Origin of the sequence: Flavobacterium sp. CF108, assembly GCF_900129795.1 — a bacterium.
Taxonomy (GTDB): Bacteria; Bacteroidota; Bacteroidia; order Flavobacteriales; family Flavobacteriaceae; genus Flavobacterium.
On the sequence record NZ_FQWW01000001.1, the window covers coordinates 19531 to 42846 of the forward strand.

Consider the following 23316-nt stretch of genomic DNA (forward strand, 5'->3'; position numbering starts at 1 on the left):
TTTCAAACTTTCACAAAGGTTTGGAGTTTGGAATTTTTTTATTGGAATTTATTTAGAGTTTAATTTTATTTTTGGCGTTATATAATTTTATATTTGTATTTGCGTTATTCCCATATAGGAACGCCACAAAAACAAATGCTAAAACACTATGTTTTATTTTTAATGTTACTACTTTGTTCGGTTTCGTTCGGGCAAGTTGGAGGGCGTTACACTTATCAATTTCTAAATTTAACAGCATCTCCGCGTCAGGCAGCGCTGGGAGGAAAAGTGATTACGATTTATGACGAAGATGTTAACCAGGTTATGTCTAATCCAGCAGTTTTAAACGAAGATATGGACAATCATTTAGCTTTGAATTATGGAAATTATTACGGAGAAGCTTCTTATGGAAGTGCTTCGTATGCTTATACTTATGACCGCCATGTGCAGACTTTTTATGCCGGAGTTAATTATATAAACTACGGATCTTTTGAAGGTTACGACGAAAACGGTCAGGCTACATCAGATTTTACAGGAAGTGAAGGTGCATTATCATTTGGATACGCTTATAATGTTCCTTTTACAGATCTTCATATTGGAGCTAGTGCTAAGTTAATAACTTCAACGTTAGAAAGTTATAATTCGATTGGAGGCGCAGTCGATTTGGGTTTGTTATATGTAATTGAGAAAGATGATATAAATCTGGCTTTGGTATTTCGTAATATAGGTACACAATTTAGAACGTATTCCGGAATACAGGAAAATTTACCGTTTGAAATCACTGCCGGAATTTCACAGGAATTAGAACATGTTCCTATTCGCTGGCATCTTACTTTAGAGAATTTGCAGCAATGGAATATCTCTTTTTCGAATCCCGTTCGTGGAGAAACCAATATTGATGGTTCAACAAGCAGTGAGAAGGTTTCATTTGTGAATAATGCCTTGAGGCATGTTATTTTTGGCGTAGAACTCTTCCCTAAAAAAGCAGTAAATCTGCGTTTAGGCTATAATTTTAGAAGAGGGGAAGAATTACGTGTAGAAGAACAACGTAATTTTTCAGGAATTTCATTAGGTTTTGGATTAAAGATGAATAAGTTAAAATTTAACTATTCGTATTCTAGATATACATTGGCAGGAAATACAAGTCTTTTTGGTTTAATTCTAAATCTTCAGTAATTTATATGAAATTGTTCAGTTTGTTTTTGTTTATGACTGTAGGTGTTTTTACGGGATCAAGACACTACTTCAAAGAAGAAGCTTCTATTACCAGTGTTGAAATTGAAAGAATTAACAGCAGGGTAGGCGAAATTAGAAACATGATGAAAATCGACCATAAGTACAATAATAAAATTGCATTTTTGGTTGATATGAAAGTACCTTCAGGAAAAAATCGTTTTTTTGTTTACGATTTAGAGAAAAATGAAATTATTGATCAAGGCCTTGTAGCGCACGGTTCTGGCTCTGAAACTGGTATTAACGGAATGCTTAAATTTAGCAATGAACCTAATTCAAATTGCACAGCACTTGGCAGATATGCAATAGGCAAAAACTACAAAGGTATTTTCGGGAAAGCATATAGATTAATGGGATTAGATGAAACTAATGATAATGCTTTAAAAAGAGCGATTGTATTGCACTCTTATTCTGCAGTTCCTGCTGAAGAACAAAACTATTACATTAGCCGTAGTAAAGGATGCCCAATGGTTAGTGAACAATTTTTTAAGCGTATAGAAAAGATAATTGATAGTTCTAAGTCGAATATTCTTTTAGATATTTATTATTAAAAAGTATTATTTAGAAGCAACTCAACAATACATTATTATTACAGAAAGCAATACAACTTTCTTTAATAATAGTTTTTTTTTTTGGACAAATAACAGAAATTGACAACGTTACAATTTGATTTTGTTATTGCTGTTTGAAACATTCAATTTACACAGAAAGATGTTACATTTGCAGTTATATTTTTTGACTGTTTGATAGTCATATATCGTACTTACTTAAAGAATAAAAATTAAAACATATAAAATTGAAAAAAATTACAATTGCTATCGACGGGTTTTCATCAACAGGGAAAAGCACTTTGGCAAAACAATTGGCAAAAGAACTTGAATATGTATATGTCGATACTGGAGCAATGTATCGCGCCGTGGCGTATTTTGCTATGCAGAATGAGTTTATTGGAGCTGATTTTTTTGATAAAGAAACTTTGATTCAGGCCTTACCAAATATTCAGTTAGAGTTTAGATTTAATGCTGATTTAGGTTTTGCCGAAATGTATTTGAATGATGAAAACGTTGAAAAACAAATTAGAACAATTGAGGTTTCTAATTTTGTGAGCAAAGTAGCCGAAATTTCTGAAGTGCGTGCAAAATTAGTGGAGCAGCAGCAGGAAATGGGAAAGAATAAAGCAATTGTAATGGATGGCAGAGATATTGGAACTGTAGTTTTTCCAAATGCCGAACTTAAAATATTCATGACTGCCAGTGCCGAAACCCGTGCGCAGAGACGTTTTGACGAATTGCAGCAAAAAGGCGATAATGTCTCTTACGAAGATGTTTTAAAAAATGTTATGGAGAGAGATTATATAGATACACACCGCGAAGATTCTCCGCTTGTAATTGCCGATGATGCGATTGAGATCGATAATTCGTACTTAAATAAAGAAGAACAATTTGCTGCTGTTTTAGAATTAGTAAATGATGTTGTTAAAATAGATTAATTTTTTGTAGATATTATTTTAAATGGTAGTTTTACGACTTCATTTTTACTAAAAAGACAATTTCATTATATGGGAATTAAATTAAGACTGACAATTATGAATTTTCTCCAATTCTTTGTTTGGGGAGTTTGGCTGATTTCATTAGGAGGATATATGGGGCAGGTTTTTGGGCCAATTGAAGGCGGAAGTGTTGGTTTATCTATAGGAAGAACTTATGGTTCTATGGGGTGGGCAAGTTTGTTTATGCCGGCTTTACTTGGTATCATTGCAGATAAATATTTCAGTGCACAAAAAGTTTTGGGAGTTTCGCATATAATTGCCGGGATTGCCATTTTTTTTGCAACTAAAGCAAATAATTCTCAAGAAATGTATTGGGTTATTTTTGCAACCAGCTGTTTTTATATGCCAACTATTGCTTTAAATAATTCTGTTAGTTATGCTGTTTTGAATAAATTTAAATTTGATGTTCAAAAAGCATTTACACCAATTCGTGTTTGGGGTACAATAGGTTTTATAATTGCGATGTGGATAACTGATTTAACAGATTGGAAATCGAACACAAACCAATTTATTTTTGCTTCAATAGCAATGATTATCACAGGATTGTTTTCTTTTACTATGCCGGATGTTCCTGCTGAAAATAAAAATGTAAATCAATCTTTGTCAAGTAAATTTGGATTAGACAGTTTTGTATTATTTAAACAAAAAAAGATGGCAGTTTTTTTTGTTTTTGCAATGTTATTAGGAGCAGCATTACAAGTTACAAATATGTTTGGTGATACATTTATTAGAAGCTTTGGTTCTAATCCTGAATATCATGGTACATTTGGAGTAGAACATTCTGTATTTATAATTTCATTATCTCAAATTTCTGAAACACTTTTCATTTTAACTATTCCATTTTTTCTAAAAAGATTTGGTATAAAACAAGTAATGGTATTTAGTATGATTGCTTGGGTTTTACGTTTTGCATTATTTGGAATCGGAAATCCTGGATCGGGAGTAATTTTTCTAATTTTATCTATGATTGTGTACGGAATGGCTTTTGATTTCTTTAATATTTCAGGTTCTTTATTTGTTGAAAGAGAAACGGATAGTAAAATTAGATCAAGTGCTCAAGGATTATTTATGTTAATGACAAATGGAATTGGTGCTATATTAGGTGGTGAATTTGCAGGGAGAACGGTTAGATATTTTACTACTGGTAATGTAGTCCACTGGACTAACGTTTGGTTTTCATTTGCAGGATATGCGTTTGTGATTTTGATTTTATTTGCATTTTTATTTAAGTATAAACATAATCCGAAGGAATTAGAAGATTTAAAACATTAAATAAAATATAAATATTTATAAACCCAACAGATTATTGTTGGTTTTTTTTTTTTAACCAATGATTAAATTTTATGAAATTTGAATTAGAGTTTGATAAAGATATTTACAATAAACAAATGGATTTATTGTTCGATTTAAATTGGAAAAAGAAAAAAGATTATTATAAAAATTCGCAATATCTTGGTTTAATCCTTATTATTATTGGAATTGTCTTAATATATAAAAGACCCAATATATTTGGAATTGGTTATTGTTTTGTGTTTTTCGGGCTGTCAAATCTTATACCTTTTATCTATTATTACTTCAAAATAAGATCTTTTTATAAAAGAATGGAAGATGTTAAGGTAAAGGAAATTAATGATTTTCATTATATAAAATATATGAATTTGGAATTTACAGAAAATGCATTAATAACAACTTCTGGAGATCATTTCAATCTTATTCTATGGCCAGAATTCATACATTATATTGTTAAAGAAAATAATTTGATCCTGATAACTAAAGATTATGAACCTTTTATTTTAGGCGAAATAGAAGTTGGTTTAGATAATTTCGAGAAAATAATATCTTTTGTGAAAGCAAAGTTTGAGACTAAAGAAGAAAATGGTTAAATCTTTGTCAAAGTTTAAATCTTTGACAAAGGTGATTACGCATAGTAAACCCGACAGGTTTTAAAAACCTGTCGGGTTTCGTGATTTTGAAAGTATTGCAATTAAAATAAAAATAATAACTTAGTAATTCATTTTTAAGACTTTAATGATGCTGAAACTAAAATTATTTGTTTTGCTTTTGATTGGCACTTTTGGATTTGCTCAAACGAAAGCATTATATGAGAAAAGTGTAGAAGCTTATAAAAGCAAAGATTATATTCAGTTTTTAAAATTGTCCAAACAATTGGACAGCATTCGTCCGGCGCATCCCACTTTTACTTATAATTTGGCATCGGCTTATGCTTTAAATGGAAAAAAAGAGGAAGCTTTATTAGTTTTAAAAAGAATGGTTTTGGCAAATAATACAACTGCTTTTGAAGATGATTCTGATTTTGAATCTATTAAAGATGATAATGGTTTTAAGGAATTATTACAGTTGAAGGTTTCTCAATCTAAAACAGTTAAAAATTCCGTTGAAAAACTTCGACTTTCTGAAAAAGATCTTCATCCGGAAGGATTGTTTTATTTAGAGAAACAAAAGCTTTGGCTTTCATCCAGTATTCGGAATAAAAAGATTGTTTCTTTTGATGCGTCTGGTAAATGTTCCGATTGGTTTACAGATTGTTTGTATTCGGTTTTTGCTTTAAAAGCAGATTATGATCAAAAATATCTTTGGGTGGCTTGTTCTGCAATTCCTGAAATGAATGGTTTTAAAAAAGAACTGGATGGAAAAAGTGAAATTTTAAAAATCGAAATTTCCTCTAAAAAACTGATCAAGCGATATACTATTGAAGGGAATCATGTTTTTGGAGATATTGCTGTGGGAAAAAATAATGATGTCCTTATATCAGATAGTGCTGAACCGATTATTTATAAAATTGAAAATGATAATTTAATTTTATGGAAGGATTTAAGAAATGAAGCTTTTAATCTGCAGGGGATTACATTCAATAAAAACGAATCAAAATTGTTTATCGCCGATTATTTAAAAGGCATTTGTGTAGTTGACATAAAAACCAAAAAAGAACATTGGCTGGAATTTCCAAATGAGGTTTCTAAAAAGGGAATTGATGGATTGGTTTTTTATAAAAATTCATTAATCGCAATTGAAAATGGAGTAGTGCCAATTAGAATTATGCGTTACAAATTAAATGAGTCTGAAACTAAAATCACTGATTTTACGATTTTGGATAATAATAGGGAAGAGTTTAATGAGCCTGCTTTAGCGGCTTTAGTTCATGATAAATTATATTTCTTTGCTAACTCGCCCTGGAAATTTTATGATAAAAACTTTCAACTCGACGAGAGTAAGTTCGAAAATCCTAAGTTGTTTGAACTTGATTTAGAAAAATCTTTGTAAAAATTTTAAACTTTGACAAAGATAATCACGTATAGTGAACCGACAGGTTTTAAAAACCTGTTGTGTTTCTTATTGTGAAAACGATTGTCAGGCTGAGCGAAGTCGAAGCCCATCGTTACTTAATAAAGGCTTCGACTTCGCTCAGCCTGACAAAAAAGGTCTTAAAAGTTGCTAAACGTCTCATTTAGCCCCGATAGAGCGGTTATCCTTTTATGGTGGGGTTCACCATAAAAGATAAGAGCGAAAGCGGGACTTTTGGTCTTGAAAAGGTTAAAATGTTCTGCTCCTGAACAATTGACTGATAATCATCTGAATTTATTTTGTAAGTACAAATATTTGTAGTAATTTTGCAGTCCTTTTGGCGAAGAAGAGTTTCCTTTAGGTATCAACTATTTATGTAAAACAACTTCTGTATTTTCTACTGCTTTATGAAACTCGAGAAAAACAGAATACAAATTTTTTTATCAGCATGTCTGAACAAACAAAAACACAAGAAGAGTTTTTAGCGAATTTTAACTGGCATAACTTCCAAGAAGGAATTGATGCTGTTGACGAGAAAAACTTACAAGAATTCGAAGAACTAGTATCTAAAACTTTTATTGCTACAGATCAAGAAGAAGTAGTTGAAGGTGTAGTTGTAAGAATTACAGATAGAGACGTTATCGTTGATATCAACGCAAAATCGGAAGGTGTTATTTCTTTAAACGAATTCCGTTACAACCCAAACTTAAAAGTGGGTGACAAAGTAGAAGTATTAATTGACATCCGTGAGGATAAAACAGGTCAATTAGTATTATCTCACAGAAAAGCTCGTACTATTAAATCATGGGATAGAGTTATCGCAGCAAACGAAACAGGTGAAATCGTTAATGGTTTTGTAAAATGCAGAACTAAAGGTGGTATGATCGTTGACGTTTTTGGTATCGAAGCTTTCTTACCTGGTTCTCAAATTGACGTTAAGCCAATTAGAGACTACGATGTATATGTAAACAAAATGATGGAATTCAAAGTGGTAAAAATTAACCACGAATTCAAAAACGTTGTTGTATCTCATAAAGCGCTTATCGAAGCTGATATCGAAGTACAGAAAAAAGAAATCATCGGTCAATTACAAAAAGGACAAGTATTAGAAGGTGTTGTTAAAAACATTACTTCTTATGGTGTGTTCATTGATTTAGGTGGTGTTGACGGATTAATTCACATTACTGACCTTTCTTGGAGCAGAATCAACCACCCAAGTGAAGTTCTTGAATTAGACCAAAAATTAAACGTTGTAATCCTTGATTTCGATGATGAGAAAACAAGAATTCAATTAGGATTGAAACAATTAAACGCTCACCCATGGGATGCTTTAGATGCTAATTTAACTATTGGTGATAAAGTAAAAGGTAAAGTAGTTGTAATCGCTGATTACGGTGCATTTATCGAAGTTGCTGAAGGTGTTGAAGGTTTAATCCACGTTTCTGAAATGTCATGGTCAACTCACTTACGTTCTGCTCAGGACTTCGTGAAAGTTGGAGATGTTGTTGAGGCTGTTATCTTAACTTTAGATAGAGATGACCGTAAAATGTCATTAGGTATCAAACAATTGACTCAAGATCCATGGACTGACATTACTTCTAAATACCCAGTAGGTTCTAAACATACAGGTATCGTTAGAAACTTTACAAACTTTGGTATTTTCGTAGAATTAGAAGAAGGAATTGATGGATTAATTTACATTTCTGACCTTTCTTGGACTAAGAAAATCAAACACCCATCTGAATTTGTAAATGTTGGTGAAAAACTTGATGTAGTTGTATTAGAATTAGATGTTGAAGGACGTAAATTATCTTTAGGTCACAAACAAACTACTGCTAATCCTTGGGATCAATACGAAGATTCTTTCGCTGTAGGAACTATCCACAATGGTGAAATTTCTGAAATCGTTGACAAAGGAGCTACTGTAGAATTCGGAGATGATATCGTTGCTTTCATTCCTACTCGTCACCTTGAAAAAGAAGACGGAAAGAAATTGAAAAAAGGTGATACTGCTGATTTCAAAGTAATCGAATTCAACAAAGAATTCAAAAGAGTAGTTGCTTCTCACACTGCAATCTTCCGTGAAGAAGAAGAGAAAAACGTGAAAGCTGCTGTTGAAAATACTGCATCTGCATCTACAAACGCACCAGCTGCGACTTTAGGTGATAACAATGACGTATTGGCTGCTCTTAAAGCTAAAATGGAAAAAACTGAGAAAAAATAATTCTTAGTTTTCTTTAAATAGAAAGTCCCACAGAAATGTGGGACTTTTTTTATTCATTTTGTTTCAGGTTTTCTTTGTTTCAGGTTTCCAGTTTTTACAGAATTGAACTTTATTTTATTGCAAGCAAATTTTCTTCTTCCGGAGTATAATAATCAACGATTGCATAAGAGTTAATACCTGTTATTCTCATTTCGTCTAAAATGTCGACTAAATTACCATAATTGCATTTTTTGCTTGGTTTAATAACGACTTGAACTCCTCTTTCATATTTACCTAAATTTGCAGAATATTCTAAAACCATTCTATTTCTTCTAATTAATTCTTCTCGAATTCCGTTTTTACCATATTCAACTTCTTTCGGAGTTTCAATTGGAGCAGATAATAAACCTGAATAAGTAATTAGTTTATTATTATCACCTAAGATAATTGTCATGATACGATTTTCGTCTGGTTTATTACATTCTACAATTGATCCACAACCTTCTCGTTCATTACCTAAATCCATAACTTTTGGTTTAGATAATTCACCAACAAGCATAAAAAATATAATCAGTAAAAAGGAAACGCTTACCATTGCAGTTAAATCAACTCTTGAACTTAACTTTTTACTTCTAACTTTTTGAGGCAGATTTTTCATGGATTTAGATTTAAGTTAAAAGAATTAATTTGAAGCCAATAATTTTGATTCTTCTGAAGAATATTCATTTACAATTGCATAAGTTTCGATTTTAGCAATTGCCATTTCATCTAAAATATCAACTAAATTCTTAAAATTACATTTCTTGCTTGGCTTTATAATTACGATGGGACCGTATTTCTGTTTTCCCGTTGCAGCCAAATATTCTCGTATTGTATTGCTTTTTTCAAGTAGTACTTTACGAATTCCGTTATTACCATAGCTTACTTTTTTGGGTTCTCCTAAAGGACTAAATAAAAGACCTGAATAAGTAATTATTTTATTATTATCATCTAACAAAACGGTTATAATACGTTGTGGATTGACGCCACAAGTTATAACACCATCAAATTCCTCATCGCAATGCCTTTCTGGCATACTTAAATCCATAACTTTTGCTTTTGATAATTCACCAACAAGCATAAAAAATATAATCAGCAAAAACGAAACGCTGACCATTGCGGTTAAATCAACTCTTGAACTTAGCTTTTTACTTCTTACTCTTTGAGGCAGATTTTTCATAGATTTAGATTTAAGTTAATAAGGAATTATTTGGAAGCTAATAATTTAGATTCTTCCGAAGTAAATTCATCGACAATTGAAAAAGTATCTATATTTGCTATTCTCATTTCATCTAGAATCTCGACCAAATTTTTAAAATTACTTTTTGGACTTGGCTTTATAATTACAATTACACCATTTTTAGGTTTACCTACAGATATCATGTAATCACTTACTTCTTTCTTTTTTTGATATACTTCCTTACGAATTGCATCCTTTCCAAATTCAACTTTTTTCACCGTATTCTGGTCAAATTCTAATATACCCGAATAAGTTATTATTTTATCATTTTGGTCAAGTAAAATTGTATACAAACGATTTCCTCTAGTACAGCCAGGACAGCCATGTCCGCCTTCTTTATCCGGAAGACTTAAATCCAATACTTTGGGCTTAGACAATTCACCAACAAGCATAAAGAATATAATCAGCAAAAAAGAAACGCTGACCATTGCAGTTAAATCTACTCGTGAGCTCAATTTTTTACTTCTTACTTTTTTAGGTAAATTTTGCATAATGAATTGTTTTATATCTAAAAATAATAATTAAATGTTAATAAAATTAATTTTTTATTGAATATTTTTCACAGGTTGTAATCTAATGTTTCACAGGCTTTAGCAATAAATTTTGTGTCTATTTCGATTTGAATTTTGATGAAATAAATTTTTAATCAAAACCAAAAGGTATATATCCCCGTAAATGAACATATAACTTAAAATAATAATTATGAAAACTAGAAAATTTTTAGCGCAGTCATTTTAGCCTTATCATTCGGATTTACATCTTTTGCTCAAAAATCAGTAATGGTTGGTGGAGCAGCAATGTATCCAAACAAAAATATTATTGAAAATGCCGTTAATTCAAAAGATCACACAACACTTGTAGCTGCAGTAAAAGCTGCCGATTTAGTTGAAACTTTACAAGGCAAAGGACCGTTCACCGTTTTTGCCCCAACAAATGCAGCTTTTGATAAATTACCAAAAGGAACTGTTGAGTCATTATTGAAACCTGAAAATTTAAAAACACTGCAAACGATCTTAACCTATCATGTTGTCGCAGGAAAAATGAATGCTTCTGATATTGCAGAAGCTATAAAAGCAGGAAACGGAAAAGCTACGCTTAAAACAGTAAGCGGCGGAACTCTTACGGCTTGGATGAAAGGAAAAGATTTATATGTTACCGATGAAAATGGTAATAAATCTAAAGTAACAATTGCTGATGTGAACCAATCAAACGGGGTAATTCATGTTGTTGATTCAGTATTGCTGCCTAAAAAATAATTAAGATCTCCAAAAATAGAATGCCTACAATGAAGAAGCCTTGCATTAATGCAGGGCTTTTTTTATTTCTTTGCGGTCAAAGTACTTCCCGCAGAAGCAATTACAACACACAATACAGCCAAAATTTCATAAAAGCTTAAGTTTTCCTGTAGAAAGATAAATCCGCAAATAGAAGCAGCTGCAGGTTCTAAACTCATTAAAATACTAAATGTACGCGGAGGAAGCTGACCTAAGGCTTTCATTTCTAAAGTAAACGGAATCGCACTGGATAAAAGCGCAAGAGCAATTCCCATTCCGAAGAGTTTTGGAGTAAGATTAGCTAATCCGTTTTCAAGGAATCCGAAAGGTAAAATCAAGATTGCAGCAAATAACATTCCGGTCGAAACTGCCTGACCGCCATTCATTATTTTCGAAATTTTTCCACCTAAAACTATATATGCTGCCCAGAGTACACCAGCTAAAAGCGCAAAAATAACTCCTAAAATATCTAAGCGATCATTTGTCCACGGTGCTATTAAAACAATTCCCATTGCAGCGAGTAAAACCCAGCAATAATCGATTAAACGTTTTGAACCTATAATAGCCACTAATAGTGGCCCCATAAACTCTAAAGTTACAGCCAGACCAATTGGAATTCGTTCTATCGCAAAATAAAAAATCAAATTCATTGCGCCCAATGACAAACCATAAGGAATTACAATTTTCCATTGTGCAGGCGTAATCGCTTTTAAATTTGGCCTGTAAGCCAATAATAAAATTAATGCCGAAACACCAATACGTATAGATGCCGTTCCCGCCGCTCCAATTGCAGGGAAAAGTGTTTTTGCAATCGCAGCGCCGCATTGTACACTTATAATTGCCAATAAAACTGCCGGAACAGGAGGAAGGTTGAATTCTTTATTTTTCATAAATATAATAGTGCAGAAAATAAAATCAATTATTTCTGCTGTCTAAAACAAAAGTATTTTTAATTGATTATCCTAAAGCTCGTTTAGTAACATATGCGCGATAGCCAATGATCGCCATTTGCCATTTTTTTGCTTTCGAAATATCCAGACCTTGTTTAGTAAAACTAGGCAGTAGAATTTTATTTAGTTTGGCTAGAATTTTATACATGGCAGATTTGTTTTTTCAAAGATATAAAAAAAGACTTTGTTACTCACAAAGTCTTTTTTTAGCTTTAAAAATATAATTGATTTATTCGATTTTAAGGAGCAGATTTTGATCAGGGCCATTTTCAATATTTAAGGTGTTTTTTGGAGTTTTCAACCAGCCTGTTTTGTTAATAACAAATTTAAACATCTGGTTTTTGTCTTTTTCAAATTGACTTTTCGGAATTGAAAGTTCAAATGTATATTTATCTTTTCTAATCATTTGATAGTTTTTATCTGCCGGATTCCAATTGTTAAAAGTTCCTGCAATAGAAACACTTTTTACCAAATCAGCATCTAGTGTTTTGTTATGTCTATAGGTAAAAATAACATTGTCTTTTGTTAGTTTATAACCATAAGGCATTTTTTTAGGATCTTCTTTAGAAATTAAATTTGCAGTTAGGTTGATAATAGCATTTCCTAATGCATTTCCTGTGTTTTCATTGCTGATGTTTACAATTATTGAAATACCTAAATTGCTTTCAGGGTAAACCAAAAGCATATTTTGTGTACCAAAAGCGCCACCGTGTTTCCAGCAGTTTCTGCCAAAGTTATCTACTTGTATATGATCCCAAAAGTAACCGTTCCAGGTGGTATCACTATTAAGAATATTCTTTTGAGATTCCTGAACGATTTTATTTTTAGTATTCAATTCATATATAATAAATTTGGTTAAATCACTTAAAGTAGATTTTAAATATCCAGCAGCGCCCCATAAATTATCTGAAATATTTGGCATTAATTTTTTGCCATCATATCCATTAGCAACAACTACAGATTTATCTGGATTTAGATAAGTAGAATTCATGTTTAATTTTGAAAGAATGTTTTCCTTCAATAACGTTTCATAGCTTTTATGATAAACATTTTCTAGAATGTGTGCGGCAACCTGTAGACTTCCGTTGCTGTATTTAAACTTAGTTCCCGGCAAAGTGTCTAATTTCATAGTTTTTAAATCTTCGAAGAATTTAGTTCTCGAATATTCATCGTCCATTTTCTTGAAAGCGATATAACTGCTGTCTGTCTGCTTTTTTCTTAATTCCGAAGTATCAGGTAAATCTTTACTAAAACCCGTTCTAAACGAAACTAAATCCTTAATTTTAATTGGAGTTCCGTTATATTCTAAATTTGGGTAAGAACCTGTCAAGTATTTTCGAATATCATCTTCGGGACTTATTTTTCCTTCAACAACGGCCTGTGCAACTAATAATCCGGTAAATAATTTGGTTATCGAAGCTACTTCAAAAACAGTATTATTATTGGCTTGATTTCCCTTTCCTTTGTCTATTTCTCCGTAATGTTTTGTATAGGTTTTGCCATCTTTTACAACTCCTATAGAAACGGAATTTGCTTTAGAATTTTCGAGTAAAACTTTGGCATTCTTGTCCATGAAAGCTAAAATTTCTGTTTCTGTAAACGAGCTCGATTTTTGTTGTGCAAAGCAGGAAATAAACAATAATATAAATAAAACTGAAAATGCTTTTTTCATTTTGATGAGTTTTAATGATTTTGATATTATTTATATTAAAAAACCAGTGTTTTAGGCACTGGTTTTTTATCAATTGAAGGGATGTTTAGGATTTTTTATTATTTTCCTTTTCCCATTTTTTCAATTCCTTTTCACGTTGTTTCATGTCTTTCTCAAACTGCTTCATATCTTTTTCATGTTGTTTCATGTCAAGCTGATGCTGTTTCATATCGTTTTCATACTGCTTTATGCTTCTTTCGTATTCTTTTGAATCTCTGCCATATTTGATTTCAACATCCTGGTTGAATTTATCCATATCAAAATTGAATTTTTCCATAGCAATTTCATACTTCTCCATTTGTTTTTCAAAAATGGCTTCTCTCTGAGACATAATGGCTTCAACTTGTTTTTCGTAAGCAGAAAGATCTGGTTCAAAAGCTTCCATCTTTTTCTCAAACTCAGCCATTTCTTTTTCAAATTTAGCCCAAGCTACTTTATCTTTTGGACTTGCAGGAGCAACTGGCGGTTTTGGCATTTTTGACATGTCAATAACTGGTGCAGGAGGCATTGGTCCAGTAGGGAAAACCGGAGCAATTGGTGCAACAGGCGGAGCAGGAGGAACTGGTGAAGAACGATCTTCTGGAGTAACATCATTTTCGAAGTTTCTTACTACAACGTCACTATTTTGAATTAGTACAGGGTGATCGATTTGATCATCAGTAACTAAGCTCACACTTTTTGTACCTTCTTCATCTTTGTCAATTACAATACTGCAGTCTTTTAAAGCTTTAGTACTGTTCATTTCAATAATCTGAACTTTACCGCTTTCTTTAACAACTCTAATTTTAATAGCAATTAGTTCATTATCACTGTTTCTCTTAACATTCGAAATTTCTAAATCAACATTATGTTCTGATTTTAATTTTGCGGTTAAATCCTTTAATTCCTGATCTGTAGTCGATTTTGTGATTTTATAAACTTCGCCATCTTGAATTATAGAGGCCAAAACAGCTTTTTCGGTCTTTTCTTTAAGTTCTTTTTTCTCCTGCGCAATTGTTTTAATTTGGAACAAGAGAACAAACGCTCCAAGTGCCGGAATTATGGCGTAATATTTCCAGTAATTCCATTTTTTTGATTGATTTTTGTTTAACATAACAATTCGTTTTTTGATTAATGATTGGTAAAAATGATTGGTGATGGCAACACAAGTTTCATGTGTTGTGATTTTTAAAAGCGTGTATTGATATGCTTTTTTGTCTGATATTTTTTTAGCAGCTTCATTATCTGCAATGAATTCTAAATTTTGAAGAATTGCTTTTTTGTAAAGCCAGATAATGGGATTGAACCAAAACAGAATACAGAAAACCCTCGAAATAATTACATCAACGGTATGATGTTGATCGCTATGCACTTTTTCATGCTCTAAAATACTTTCTAATTCTGATTCGCTGTACATTGATGAGTTGTACACGATATAATCAAAATAAGAAAATGGTGCAATATTTTCTTCAACATCTACAAATTTGAAATCGGCCTGCTGTTCTATTTTTTTTCCTTTTAAAACAGAATTCAGACTGTAAAAATCAATTCCGAATTTTATCATAAAAGCAGCAAACCCAAGTGCGTAAATACCTAATGAAACCAGATTCCAGTTTATTTCAAAAGATTCTTCTTCAGCTATTTGCGGATGATAATTTGGAGTATAATGAAAGTTCACTGCTGAAGAATAGTCAACCGGAACCGGCGGAACCGGATCAATCCAGACTACTTTTGTATAAACAACAAACGGTAAAACAATTGATGTTATTAAACCGGCTAGTAAAAACCATCTGCTGCTATTGAAAAAAGTTTCTTTTCGCAGTAAAAAAAAGTATGCAAAATAAAACAAAGCGATTAAACCACTTGATTTGACGATAAAAATGAAAAGTGCTTCCATAATGATTATTTTTCTTCGTTTACTTTTTTTCGTTTGGATTTTCAATCATAGCCAGGATTTCGCGTAATTCATCTGCAGAGATTTTTTCTTCTTTGGCAAAAAACGAAACCATATTTTTATAAGAGCTGTTGAAATAATTATCAATGGCTGTATTCATATACTTTTTACTGTAAGCTTCAAGAGTTACGGCAGGATAATATTGATGTGTGTTTCCAAAAGCATTATGCGCCACAAAACCTTTTTCTTCAAGATTACGAACTATTGTCGAAAGTGTATTATAATGCGGCTGATCTTCTGTAATTTCTGCCTGAATTTCTTTTACAAAAGCTTTTTTGAGCCTCCATAAAATATGCATTATTTCTTCTTCTTTGTTGGTTAGTTTTTGCATTTTCAGATTTTTAAAAAATTAGAAACGATTTTTTAATCACGAGTTTCGATCTCAATTACACCATTTGCGCCTTTTTCGCCGTATTTGGTTATCGCCTCAACTCCTTTATAAACACTTACAGATTCAATTTTTTTTGTATCAATATCTTTAACATCAAAACTGCGAGGCATTTCCTTTCCGTTAACAATTACAAGACTTTCTAATACTTTGCCATTAGTTTTTGTATCATTCGAAATTGCAATAATAGAACCATCGGTAGTTGTAATTACTTTAGTATTAGTTTTATTATCTGTATCAATAGTTACAGTAGTACTAATATTTGTGTTAGTATTACTATTAGTTTTTGTACTAGTATTAATATTATCGTTAACATTGGTATCAATTTTAGTGGTTAGTGTTTTGCTGGTTGCAGTTTTAGCATTATCAGGTTCAGAGGCATCTATAGAGCTGATTTTTTTACTAACAGCAACTTTAGTCTTTGCTTCGTCATCAGTTTGAATACCAACGCTTTTTTGGCCTTTTTCATCTGTAGTAACAATTACTCCAAAATCTTTAATCGCTTTATCGCCGTTAACCTGAATAGATTGTGCTTGCTGCTTTCCATTTTTAATAGCAACTTTTAGTGAAGTTAAATAGTTCTCAGCATTTCTTTTTACATCAGAAACTTCAAAATCAACATTGTGAAGTTTTTTTAAATTTTCTTTAATTTTTTCCAAGTCTGCATCTGTAGAGCTTTTCTTGATTTTGTAAACATCTACAGATTTAATTTCTCCCGAAACTTCTTTTACAGTTTGTTGTCTTTCTTTTGCAACTACTTCAACCTGAAATAGTAAAACAAAAGCTCCAAGAGCAGGAATTACAACATAATACTTCCAGGAATTTCTTTTTTTTGATTGATTTTTGTTTAACATGACAATTCGTTTTTTGATTAATGATTGATAAAAATGATTGGTAATGGCAACACAGCTTTCGTGTGTTGTTATTTTTAAAAGCGTGTATTGGTACGCTTTTTTATCTGATATTTTTTTAGCGGCTTCTTTATCGGCAATAAATTCTAAATTCTGAATAATTGCCTTTTTATAAAGCCATATAATAGGATTGAACCAAAAAAGCATACAAAAAGCTCGTGATATCAAAACGTCAACAGTATGATTTTGATCGCTGTGCACTTTTTCATGTTCAATAATATTTTCTAATTCTGCAGACGTGTACATTGATGAGTTGTATACGATATACTCGAAATAAGAAAAAGGAGGAATATTTTCGTTTGTATCAATAAATTTGAAATCAGCCTGTTGATGTACTTTTTTTCCTTTTAAAATAGAATTTAAACTATAAAAATCCATTGCAAATTTTATCAGAAAAACTAAAAGGCCAATACAATAAATGGATAACATAACGTAGATCCAATTTATTTCAAAAGATTTGTTTTCAGTATTTTGGATAAGATTTGTACCAGAAAAATCTATGTTTGGAATAGGAGTAGGGTTAACCCAAACAACTTTAGTATAAACTACAAGAGGAAGTACAACGGAGGTAATTAAACCCGTAAGTAAAAACCATCTATTGCTAGTAAAGAAAGTTTCTTTTCGAAGTAAAAAATAATAGGCACAGTAAAATAATGCCACTAAGCCAGCCGATTTTGCGATATAAACAAATATTGATTCCATAACTATCATTTTTCTTCGTCTATTTTACTGTTATTTATTGTCTTTTGGATTTTCGATCATTGCCAGAATTTCGCGTAATTCATCTGCAGAAATTTTTTCTTCTTTGGCAAAAAACGAAACCATATTTTTATACGAACTGTTGAAATAATTGTCAATAGCCGTTTTCATATATTTTTTGCTGTATGCTTCAAGAGTTACTGCTGGATAATATTGATGTGTATTTCCAAAAGCATTATGTGCTACAAAACCTTTTTCTTCCAGATTTCTAACAATTGTCGAAAGTGTATTATAATGCGGCTGGTCTTCCGTTATCTCTGCCTGAATTTCTTTTACGAATGCTTTTTTAAGCTTCCATAAAATCTGCATTATCTCTTCTTCTTTGTTGGTTAACTTTTGCATGTTTTCTAATTTTAATTCAAACCTACAACTATTTTTTTAGTTACACAACTATAAATATAGTTATTTAACTAAAAATTTCGTTTTATGGTAAACTAAAAGCATAGAAAAGCTATTCAGAATCAAAGTTAATGATTTGAATTATAATGATTTATGTGTAAAAGTTAAATTTATTTATTTTTCTCCAGAAGTAAAGCTTTTCTAATCCAAAGGCAGCAAAGAGTCGCCATGATTCCGATAGACGCCATAAAAAGCCAGTTTTTTTGATAGCCAAAATGGTCAGCAATTCCAAAACCAAGTTTAGTACTAAATATATGAGCCAAGCTAAAACTCATTGTATACAAAGCCATATAACGCCCTTCCTGACCACGCGGTGCACGGCTTAAAGCAAATGCATTAGAAAAAGGAAAGGTTAAGATCTCTCCAATTGAAATACAAATCATGCTGATAACCAGGATTCCGGCCCAAACATTAATCAACAATAAAAAGAAACTTAATGCCATTACAAATGATCCTATAATGATGATTTTGATTTTTGGAAAACCTTTTCTTTCCATAAAACCAACGGTTGGCATTTCTAAAGCAAAAATCAAAAGCCCGTTTAAAGTCATTAAAAGTCCGGTTTGAAATTCGTTTAAACCATATTGCTTATGATGATATAAAGGTAAAGTTGTAAAAAGCTGAAAGAAAATAATTGCAGTAACAAAACTCACAAATAAGAAAGCCCAGAATATTTTATCGTGAAATACTGATTTTACATTCAATACACTTTCGATTTTATCATCATGATCGACCTTTTTCTTTTCCTTAACTAATAAAGCAAAAATCGATATGGAAATAATACACGAAGCACCATCAACCCAAAACAAACCAGAATACCCCATTCCCATAATAATCAAACCTCCAAGAGCTGGTCCTGCAGCAAATCCTAAATTTACGGCAAGACGAACCAGCGTTAAAGCACGAGTTCTGTTTTCTGGTTTTGCATAAGCGCCCAAGGATACAAACATGGCAGGACGAAACATATCGGCAATTGTCATTAATACAAACATTGCAATACACAGCCCCCAGAAAGAGGTAATATATTGAACAAAGAAAAGTGATACTCCGCTGGTAAACAGACTGAAAACCATTATTTTGTAAAACCCGATTTTATCAGAAAGTTTCCCTCCAAGCCACGAACCCAGCATAGAACCCAAACCAAATGAAACCATAATCCAGCTTACCTGATCTAAAGAAAACTGTAAATCTTCATTTAAATATTTTGCTAAAAAAGGCAGCACCATTGTACCGGCACGATTTATAAAAGTAATTAATGTAAGTATCCAAATTTCTCTTGTAAATCCTCTAAAATTGTTGAAGTAATGGTTTGCTGCAGTTTTAAGCATTATGGGTAAGTTATTTGCCACAAAGCTAGAAAACTTTGGCACATTAAGCGGTTGCTGCTTTGTTAATTTTAAACTATTTTTGCATAAAATTTCCAAAGATGAAAAATTGTATTGCCCTTATTTTGCTTCTGGCTTTTAATTTTGGCTTTAGCCAAAGTAAATTTAGCAAGACTGAAGCTGAAAAATTCCAAAAGCAAATAAACTCAGAATATGCTGATGCTAAGACAAGTCCATTAATGGAAGAAGATTTAAAGACTTTTAAAACTTTAGATTTTTACCCAATTGATGGAAAGTATTTTGTGAACGCAAAATTTGAAAAAGCTGCAAATGAAAAAGTTTTCGAAATGAAAACTACCGGAACAAGAACACCGCAATATATAAAATACGGGACTTTATCCTTTACTATAAATGGTGTTGCAATGAAGCTGAATGTTTATAGAAACATTGAACTTTCTAAACAAAAAGAATACAAAGATCATTTATTCCTTCCTTTTTCTGATTTAACATGCGGTAAAGAAAGTTATATTGGCGGAAGATACATCGACTTAAAAATCCCAAAAGGAAAAACAATTGCAGTCGATTTCAACCAGGCATACAACCCGTATTGTGCTTATAATCATAAATATTCTTGCCCGCTTGTTCCGCTGGAAAATGATTTAAAAGTAGAAATCAAAGCCGGAGTGAAAACATTTCATTAATGGAATTCTTTAATTTTCATACCCATCAATTTACAAATCAATCTAATATAGTAGAATTGGTGAATCAATATCCGCAGGAATTTGATTCGGCGATTCTGTTTTATTCTATCGGAATTCATCCGTGGCATATTAAGGAAAGTCAAATTGATTTAGAATTGAAAATTATAGAAGATAAACTGCAAAGTGATAATTGTTTAGCAATAGGCGAATGCGGTTTAGACAAACGAATCGAAATTCCGTTAGAACTGCAGATTCTGGTTTTCGAAAAACAATTGGCCTTAGCCGAAAAATATAAAAAACCAGTCGTGATTCATTGCGTTGCTGCTTTTCAGGAAGTGACAGCAATTAAAAAGAAATTAAAAATTTCTGTTCCGATGATTATTCACGGTTTTTCAAAAAACAAACAATTGGCAGAACAACTAATTAAAGACGGATTTTATATTTCTTTCGGAAAATATTTATTGAGAAATCCCGATTTAAAAACCGTTTTTCAGAATATCCCAAACGATCGTTTTTTTCTGGAAACCGACACAATTGAAGAGGGTATTAAGCAGGTTTACGATTTAGCATCAGAATATAAAAATATTACAATCAAAGAATTACAAGATATTATCTCAAGTAATTTTGCAGAAGTATTTGGGAGAAAGTGATTAGTAATTAGTGAAAAGTAAATAGTAAATAGTAAAAAGTAAAAAGTGAAATAAGTTTGTCACCCTGAGCGAAGTCGAAGGGCGCTCCAATAGGATGTTGGGCTTCGACTTCGCTCAGCCTGACAGCAGAGAACTTGAAACTTGAAACTTTAAACTTGAAACTTTAAACTTGAAACAAAAGAAAACAAACTAAAAAAAAACAAAAAATATAATATGGCAGAGTGGACAGAAAGAGCCGAGCTTTTATTTACAAAGGAAGGATTAGAAAATTTGCGTAATGCAAATGTATTAGTAGTAGGTTTAGGCGGTGTTGGATCGTTTGCAGCTGAATTTTTAGCAAGAGCAGGAGTTGGAAGTATGACAATTGTTGATGGTGACGTTGTAGATATTACAAACATTAACAGACAATTACCAGCTTTGCATTCTACTGTGGGGGAAGCAAAAATTAAAATCGTTGGTGATCGATTAATGGATATTAATCCAGAATTGAAACTTACCCGCGTTCAGGAATTTCTATCTCCGGAAAGAGCTTTTGAAATCGTTTCTCCAGAATTTGATTATGTTTTAGACTGTATAGATAGTATTACCCCAAAACTTAATTTAATTATTGCTGCAAAACGCAAAAGAGTAAAAATCATCAGCAGTATGGGAGCAGGAGGAAAGATGCTGGCTTCTAAAGTAAAAGTGGGTGATATCTCTAAAACTATAAACTGTTATTTCTCAAAAGCAATTCGTAAGAGATTAAAAGCGGTAAATATCAACAAATTAAAAGTTGTTTTTTCATCTGAAATCCAAAACGAAAAAAGCCTAAAATTAACCGACGGAAAAAACTTTAAAAAATCTTTCTACGGAACAAACAGCTACATGCCCGGATTATTCGGCCTTCACGCTGCGGAAACGGTAATTCGCTATTTATTAAAGAAAGAGTAGAAGGTTTTGTTTCAAGTTTAAAGTTCAAAGTTTCACGTTCTAAACGATAAACTTTGTCAAAGTTACCCAAGCCCAGTAACTTGAAACATGAAACAAAGAAAACCTGAAACAAAAACTTAGAATCTTAGCACCTCAGAACCTTAGCACCTTAAAAAAAATGATTAAAACAGTAATTTTTGATATGGACGGCGTAATTGTCGATACAGAACCCGTTCATCGTTATGCCTACTACAAACAGTTTTCAGAATTAAATATTGAAGTTCCTGAGGAAATGTACACTTCATTTACCGGATTTTCGACGAGAAATACTTTTCAGAGTTTAAAAGGTTTTTTCCCAACAATTGAACATGAAGTAGAGGATTTAATTCAAAGAAAAAGAAGCCTTTTTAATGATGCTTTTGATACCAAAGAAGATTTATATCTTTTAGAAGGTGTTGAAGATTTAATTAAGGACATATACGCAAACGGAATTCAGTTGATTTTAGCATCTTCGGCTTCAAAAGTTACTATTGAGCGTGTTTTTACAAGATTTAATCTGCATCAGTATTTTTCTCATATTGTGAGTGGCGAAGATTTTCCGCAGTCAAAACCAAATCCGGCTATTTTTAATCACGCCGCTTCATTGTCGATTGCGCCAAAAGAGGAATGTATTATTATTGAAGACAGTACAAATGGTGTAAAAGCCGCAAAAGCTGCCGGAATTTACTGTGTAGGTTACAACAGCATTCATTCTAACCTGCAGGATTTATCAGAAGCTGATATTGTTATCAATCATTTTAGTGAACTGAATGCACAAAAAATATCACAGCTTACGGCTTGAATTATGTAAAATTTAACATTTGTTAGCTAATTGAATTTGTAAATTTGAACAAAAACAAACAAAAACTTATAATGAAAAAAATACTTATTGCATTAGCCATCATTTTGGCACCTTTTGCAGCTGAAGCACAAGTAAGAACGCCGCAAGCGAGTCCAAAAGCTTATATCAAACAAACAGTGGGTTTAACGGATGTTGAAGTTACGTATTCAAGACCGGGAGCCAGAGGCAGGGCTGTTTTTGGAAACTTAGTTCCTTTTGGTAAACTTTGGAGAACCGGAGCAAATGAAAATACCGTTATTAATTTTAGTGACGATGTTGTAATTGACGGTAAAACTTTGAAAAAAGGAAAATATGCAATTTATACCATTCCTAAAATCGAAAGCTGGGAAGTTATTTTTTATCTTTCTACAGACAACTGGGGATTACCTGAAAACTGGAACGACGCTTATGTTGTTTTAAAAACTACAGTTAAAGAAAACGCATTGCCAACTCCGGTTGAAACTTTTACAATTGGGATTAATGGTTTAGATCAAAACTTTGCTTATTTAGAAATGGCTTGGGAAAACTCTCATGTTGCTTTAAAATTTGAAGTTCCAACGGCTAAAAATGCAATTGCAAGTATTGAAAAAACGCTGGCTGGGCCAACTTGGAATGATTATTATGCAGCATCACAATATTTATTTTCTTCAAACGGAAATTTAGATACTGCTAAAATATATGTTGATAAAGCATTAGATATGAGTACTGATAAGCCTTACTATGTTTCAAGATTAAAATCATTAATCCAGGCAAAACAAGGAGATAAAAAAGGTGCTGTTGAAACTGCAAAACTTTCATTAGCTGCTGCAGAAGCTGCAAACAACCAAGATTATGTAAAAATGAATAAAGACAGCATCGCTGAATGGAGCAGATAATTTCTTGAAAATTTCTATATAAAAAATTCTAAAATCCAAAGCTTTATGAGTTTTGGATTTTTTTTGAAATTAACACAGACAGACTTGTCTGTATATTGAAATAAT

23 protein-coding genes and 1 pseudogene are annotated in these 23316 nt (G+C 31.9%); 13 read left to right on the forward strand and 11 right to left on the reverse strand.

Features of this window, described 5'->3' with window-relative positions:
- Nucleotides 1-135 precede the first annotated feature (135 nt).
- The 7 genes from porQ (at nt 136) to rpsA (ending at nt 8288) form a co-directional block, all read left to right on the forward strand.
- On the forward strand, nt 136-1155 hold the full coding sequence (porQ, locus tag BUE10_RS00100; RefSeq protein WP_073481041.1) for a type IX secretion system protein PorQ: 1020 nt from the start codon (nt 136-138) through the stop codon (nt 1153-1155).
- A gap of 5 nt (nt 1156-1160) precedes the next feature.
- Nucleotides 1161-1763 carry a murein L,D-transpeptidase catalytic domain-containing protein gene (locus BUE10_RS00105; RefSeq protein ID WP_073481043.1) on the forward strand — a complete coding sequence of 201 codons (603 nt, stop codon included), beginning with the start codon at nt 1161-1163 and terminating at the stop codon, nt 1761-1763.
- A gap of 245 nt (nt 1764-2008) precedes the next feature.
- On the forward strand, nt 2009-2701 hold the full coding sequence (gene cmk, locus BUE10_RS00110; RefSeq protein ID WP_073481045.1) for a (d)CMP kinase: 693 nt from the start codon (nt 2009-2011) through the stop codon (nt 2699-2701).
- 69 nt (nt 2702-2770) lie between these two features.
- Entirely contained in the window at nt 2771-4033 is a 1263-nt protein-coding gene (locus BUE10_RS00115; protein WP_073481047.1) for a nucleoside permease, read from the forward strand.
- A 71-nt stretch (nt 4034-4104) separates the two neighbouring features.
- Entirely contained in the window at nt 4105-4644 is a 540-nt protein-coding gene (locus tag BUE10_RS00120; protein ID WP_073481049.1) for a hypothetical protein, read from the forward strand.
- 145 nt (nt 4645-4789) lie between these two features.
- A complete protein-coding gene (locus BUE10_RS00125) occupies nt 4790-6043 on the forward strand; it encodes a tetratricopeptide repeat protein (protein WP_091290638.1) in 1254 nt (417 codons plus the stop codon).
- Between the two features lie 469 nt (nt 6044-6512).
- Nucleotides 6513-8288 (forward strand): 30S ribosomal protein S1, encoded by a 1776-nt coding sequence (gene rpsA, locus BUE10_RS00130; RefSeq protein ID WP_073481053.1) that lies wholly within the window; start codon nt 6513-6515, stop codon nt 8286-8288.
- Nucleotides 8289-8397: 109 nt separating this feature from the next.
- Here the strand turns inward: rpsA and BUE10_RS00135 are convergent, their stop codons facing one another.
- From BUE10_RS00135 to BUE10_RS00145, 3 genes are read right to left on the reverse strand one after another with little or no spacing between them, the layout of a single operon-like run.
- Nucleotides 8398-8925 carry an ExbD/TolR family protein gene (locus BUE10_RS00135; RefSeq protein ID WP_073481055.1) on the reverse strand — a complete coding sequence of 176 codons (528 nt, stop codon included), beginning with the start codon at nt 8923-8925 and terminating at the stop codon, nt 8398-8400.
- 24 nt (nt 8926-8949) lie between these two features.
- Nucleotides 8950-9486: an ExbD/TolR family protein gene (locus tag BUE10_RS00140; RefSeq protein ID WP_073481057.1), complete on the reverse strand. Its 537-nt coding sequence runs from the start codon at nt 9484-9486 to the stop codon at nt 8950-8952.
- A 26-nt stretch (nt 9487-9512) separates the two neighbouring features.
- The gene (locus BUE10_RS00145; protein ID WP_073481059.1) at nt 9513-10037 is read right to left on the reverse strand and encodes an ExbD/TolR family protein; all 525 of its coding nucleotides are present in this window, start codon (nt 10035-10037) and stop codon (nt 9513-9515) included.
- 211 nt (nt 10038-10248) lie between these two features.
- Here BUE10_RS00145 and BUE10_RS00150 point away from each other — a divergent pair.
- Nucleotides 10249-10802, forward strand: a pseudogene (locus tag BUE10_RS00150) (fasciclin domain-containing protein).
- A gap of 62 nt (nt 10803-10864) precedes the next feature.
- Here BUE10_RS00150 and BUE10_RS00155 read toward each other — a convergent pair.
- The 8 genes from BUE10_RS00155 to BUE10_RS00190 form a co-directional block, all read right to left on the reverse strand.
- Complete coding sequence (locus BUE10_RS00155) at nt 10865-11710, reverse strand: EamA family transporter (protein ID WP_073481060.1); 846 nt, start codon at nt 11708-11710, stop codon at nt 10865-10867.
- Nucleotides 11711-11777: 67 nt separating this feature from the next.
- Nucleotides 11778-11918 (reverse strand): hypothetical protein, encoded by a 141-nt coding sequence (locus BUE10_RS24170; RefSeq protein WP_056209078.1) that lies wholly within the window; start codon nt 11916-11918, stop codon nt 11778-11780.
- An 81-nt stretch (nt 11919-11999) separates the two neighbouring features.
- Nucleotides 12000-13442: a serine hydrolase gene (locus BUE10_RS00165; protein ID WP_083597901.1), complete on the reverse strand. Its 1443-nt coding sequence runs from the start codon at nt 13440-13442 to the stop codon at nt 12000-12002.
- 85 nt (nt 13443-13527) lie between these two features.
- A complete protein-coding gene (locus tag BUE10_RS00170) occupies nt 13528-15357 on the reverse strand; it encodes a M56 family metallopeptidase (protein ID WP_073482952.1) in 1830 nt (609 codons plus the stop codon).
- A gap of 19 nt (nt 15358-15376) precedes the next feature.
- On the reverse strand, nt 15377-15745 hold the full coding sequence (locus tag BUE10_RS00175; RefSeq protein WP_073481062.1) for a BlaI/MecI/CopY family transcriptional regulator: 369 nt from the start codon (nt 15743-15745) through the stop codon (nt 15377-15379).
- Nucleotides 15746-15777: 32 nt separating this feature from the next.
- On the reverse strand, nt 15778-17415 hold the full coding sequence (locus BUE10_RS00180; RefSeq protein WP_073481063.1) for a M56 family metallopeptidase: 1638 nt from the start codon (nt 17413-17415) through the stop codon (nt 15778-15780).
- Nucleotides 17416-17445: 30 nt separating this feature from the next.
- On the reverse strand, nt 17446-17814 hold the full coding sequence (locus tag BUE10_RS00185) for a BlaI/MecI/CopY family transcriptional regulator (RefSeq protein WP_073481065.1): 369 nt from the start codon (nt 17812-17814) through the stop codon (nt 17446-17448).
- A gap of 167 nt (nt 17815-17981) precedes the next feature.
- Nucleotides 17982-19199: an MDR family MFS transporter gene (locus BUE10_RS00190; RefSeq protein WP_073482953.1), complete on the reverse strand. Its 1218-nt coding sequence runs from the start codon at nt 19197-19199 to the stop codon at nt 17982-17984.
- Nucleotides 19200-19297: 98 nt separating this feature from the next.
- Here BUE10_RS00190 and BUE10_RS00195 point away from each other — a divergent pair, with 98 nt between their 5' ends.
- From BUE10_RS00195 to BUE10_RS00215, 5 genes are all read left to right on the forward strand, one after another.
- Nucleotides 19298-19897 (forward strand): DUF1684 domain-containing protein, encoded by a 600-nt coding sequence (locus BUE10_RS00195; RefSeq protein WP_073481066.1) that lies wholly within the window; start codon nt 19298-19300, stop codon nt 19895-19897.
- Nucleotides 19897-20547 (forward strand): TatD family hydrolase, encoded by a 651-nt coding sequence (locus BUE10_RS00200; RefSeq protein ID WP_073481068.1) that lies wholly within the window; start codon nt 19897-19899, stop codon nt 20545-20547. The genes BUE10_RS00195 and BUE10_RS00200 overlap by 1 nt, the downstream gene beginning before the upstream one ends.
- 213 nt (nt 20548-20760) lie before the next feature.
- Complete coding sequence (locus tag BUE10_RS00205; protein ID WP_053474177.1) at nt 20761-21477, forward strand: tRNA threonylcarbamoyladenosine dehydratase; 717 nt, start codon at nt 20761-20763, stop codon at nt 21475-21477.
- A 157-nt stretch (nt 21478-21634) separates the two neighbouring features.
- Nucleotides 21635-22297, forward strand: coding sequence for an HAD family hydrolase (locus BUE10_RS00210; RefSeq protein ID WP_073481070.1), 663 nt, complete (start codon nt 21635-21637; stop codon nt 22295-22297).
- 71 nt (nt 22298-22368) lie between these two features.
- Entirely contained in the window at nt 22369-23211 is an 843-nt protein-coding gene (locus tag BUE10_RS00215) for a DUF2911 domain-containing protein (protein WP_073481072.1), read from the forward strand.
- The last annotated feature ends 105 nt before the right edge of the window (nt 23212-23316 follow it).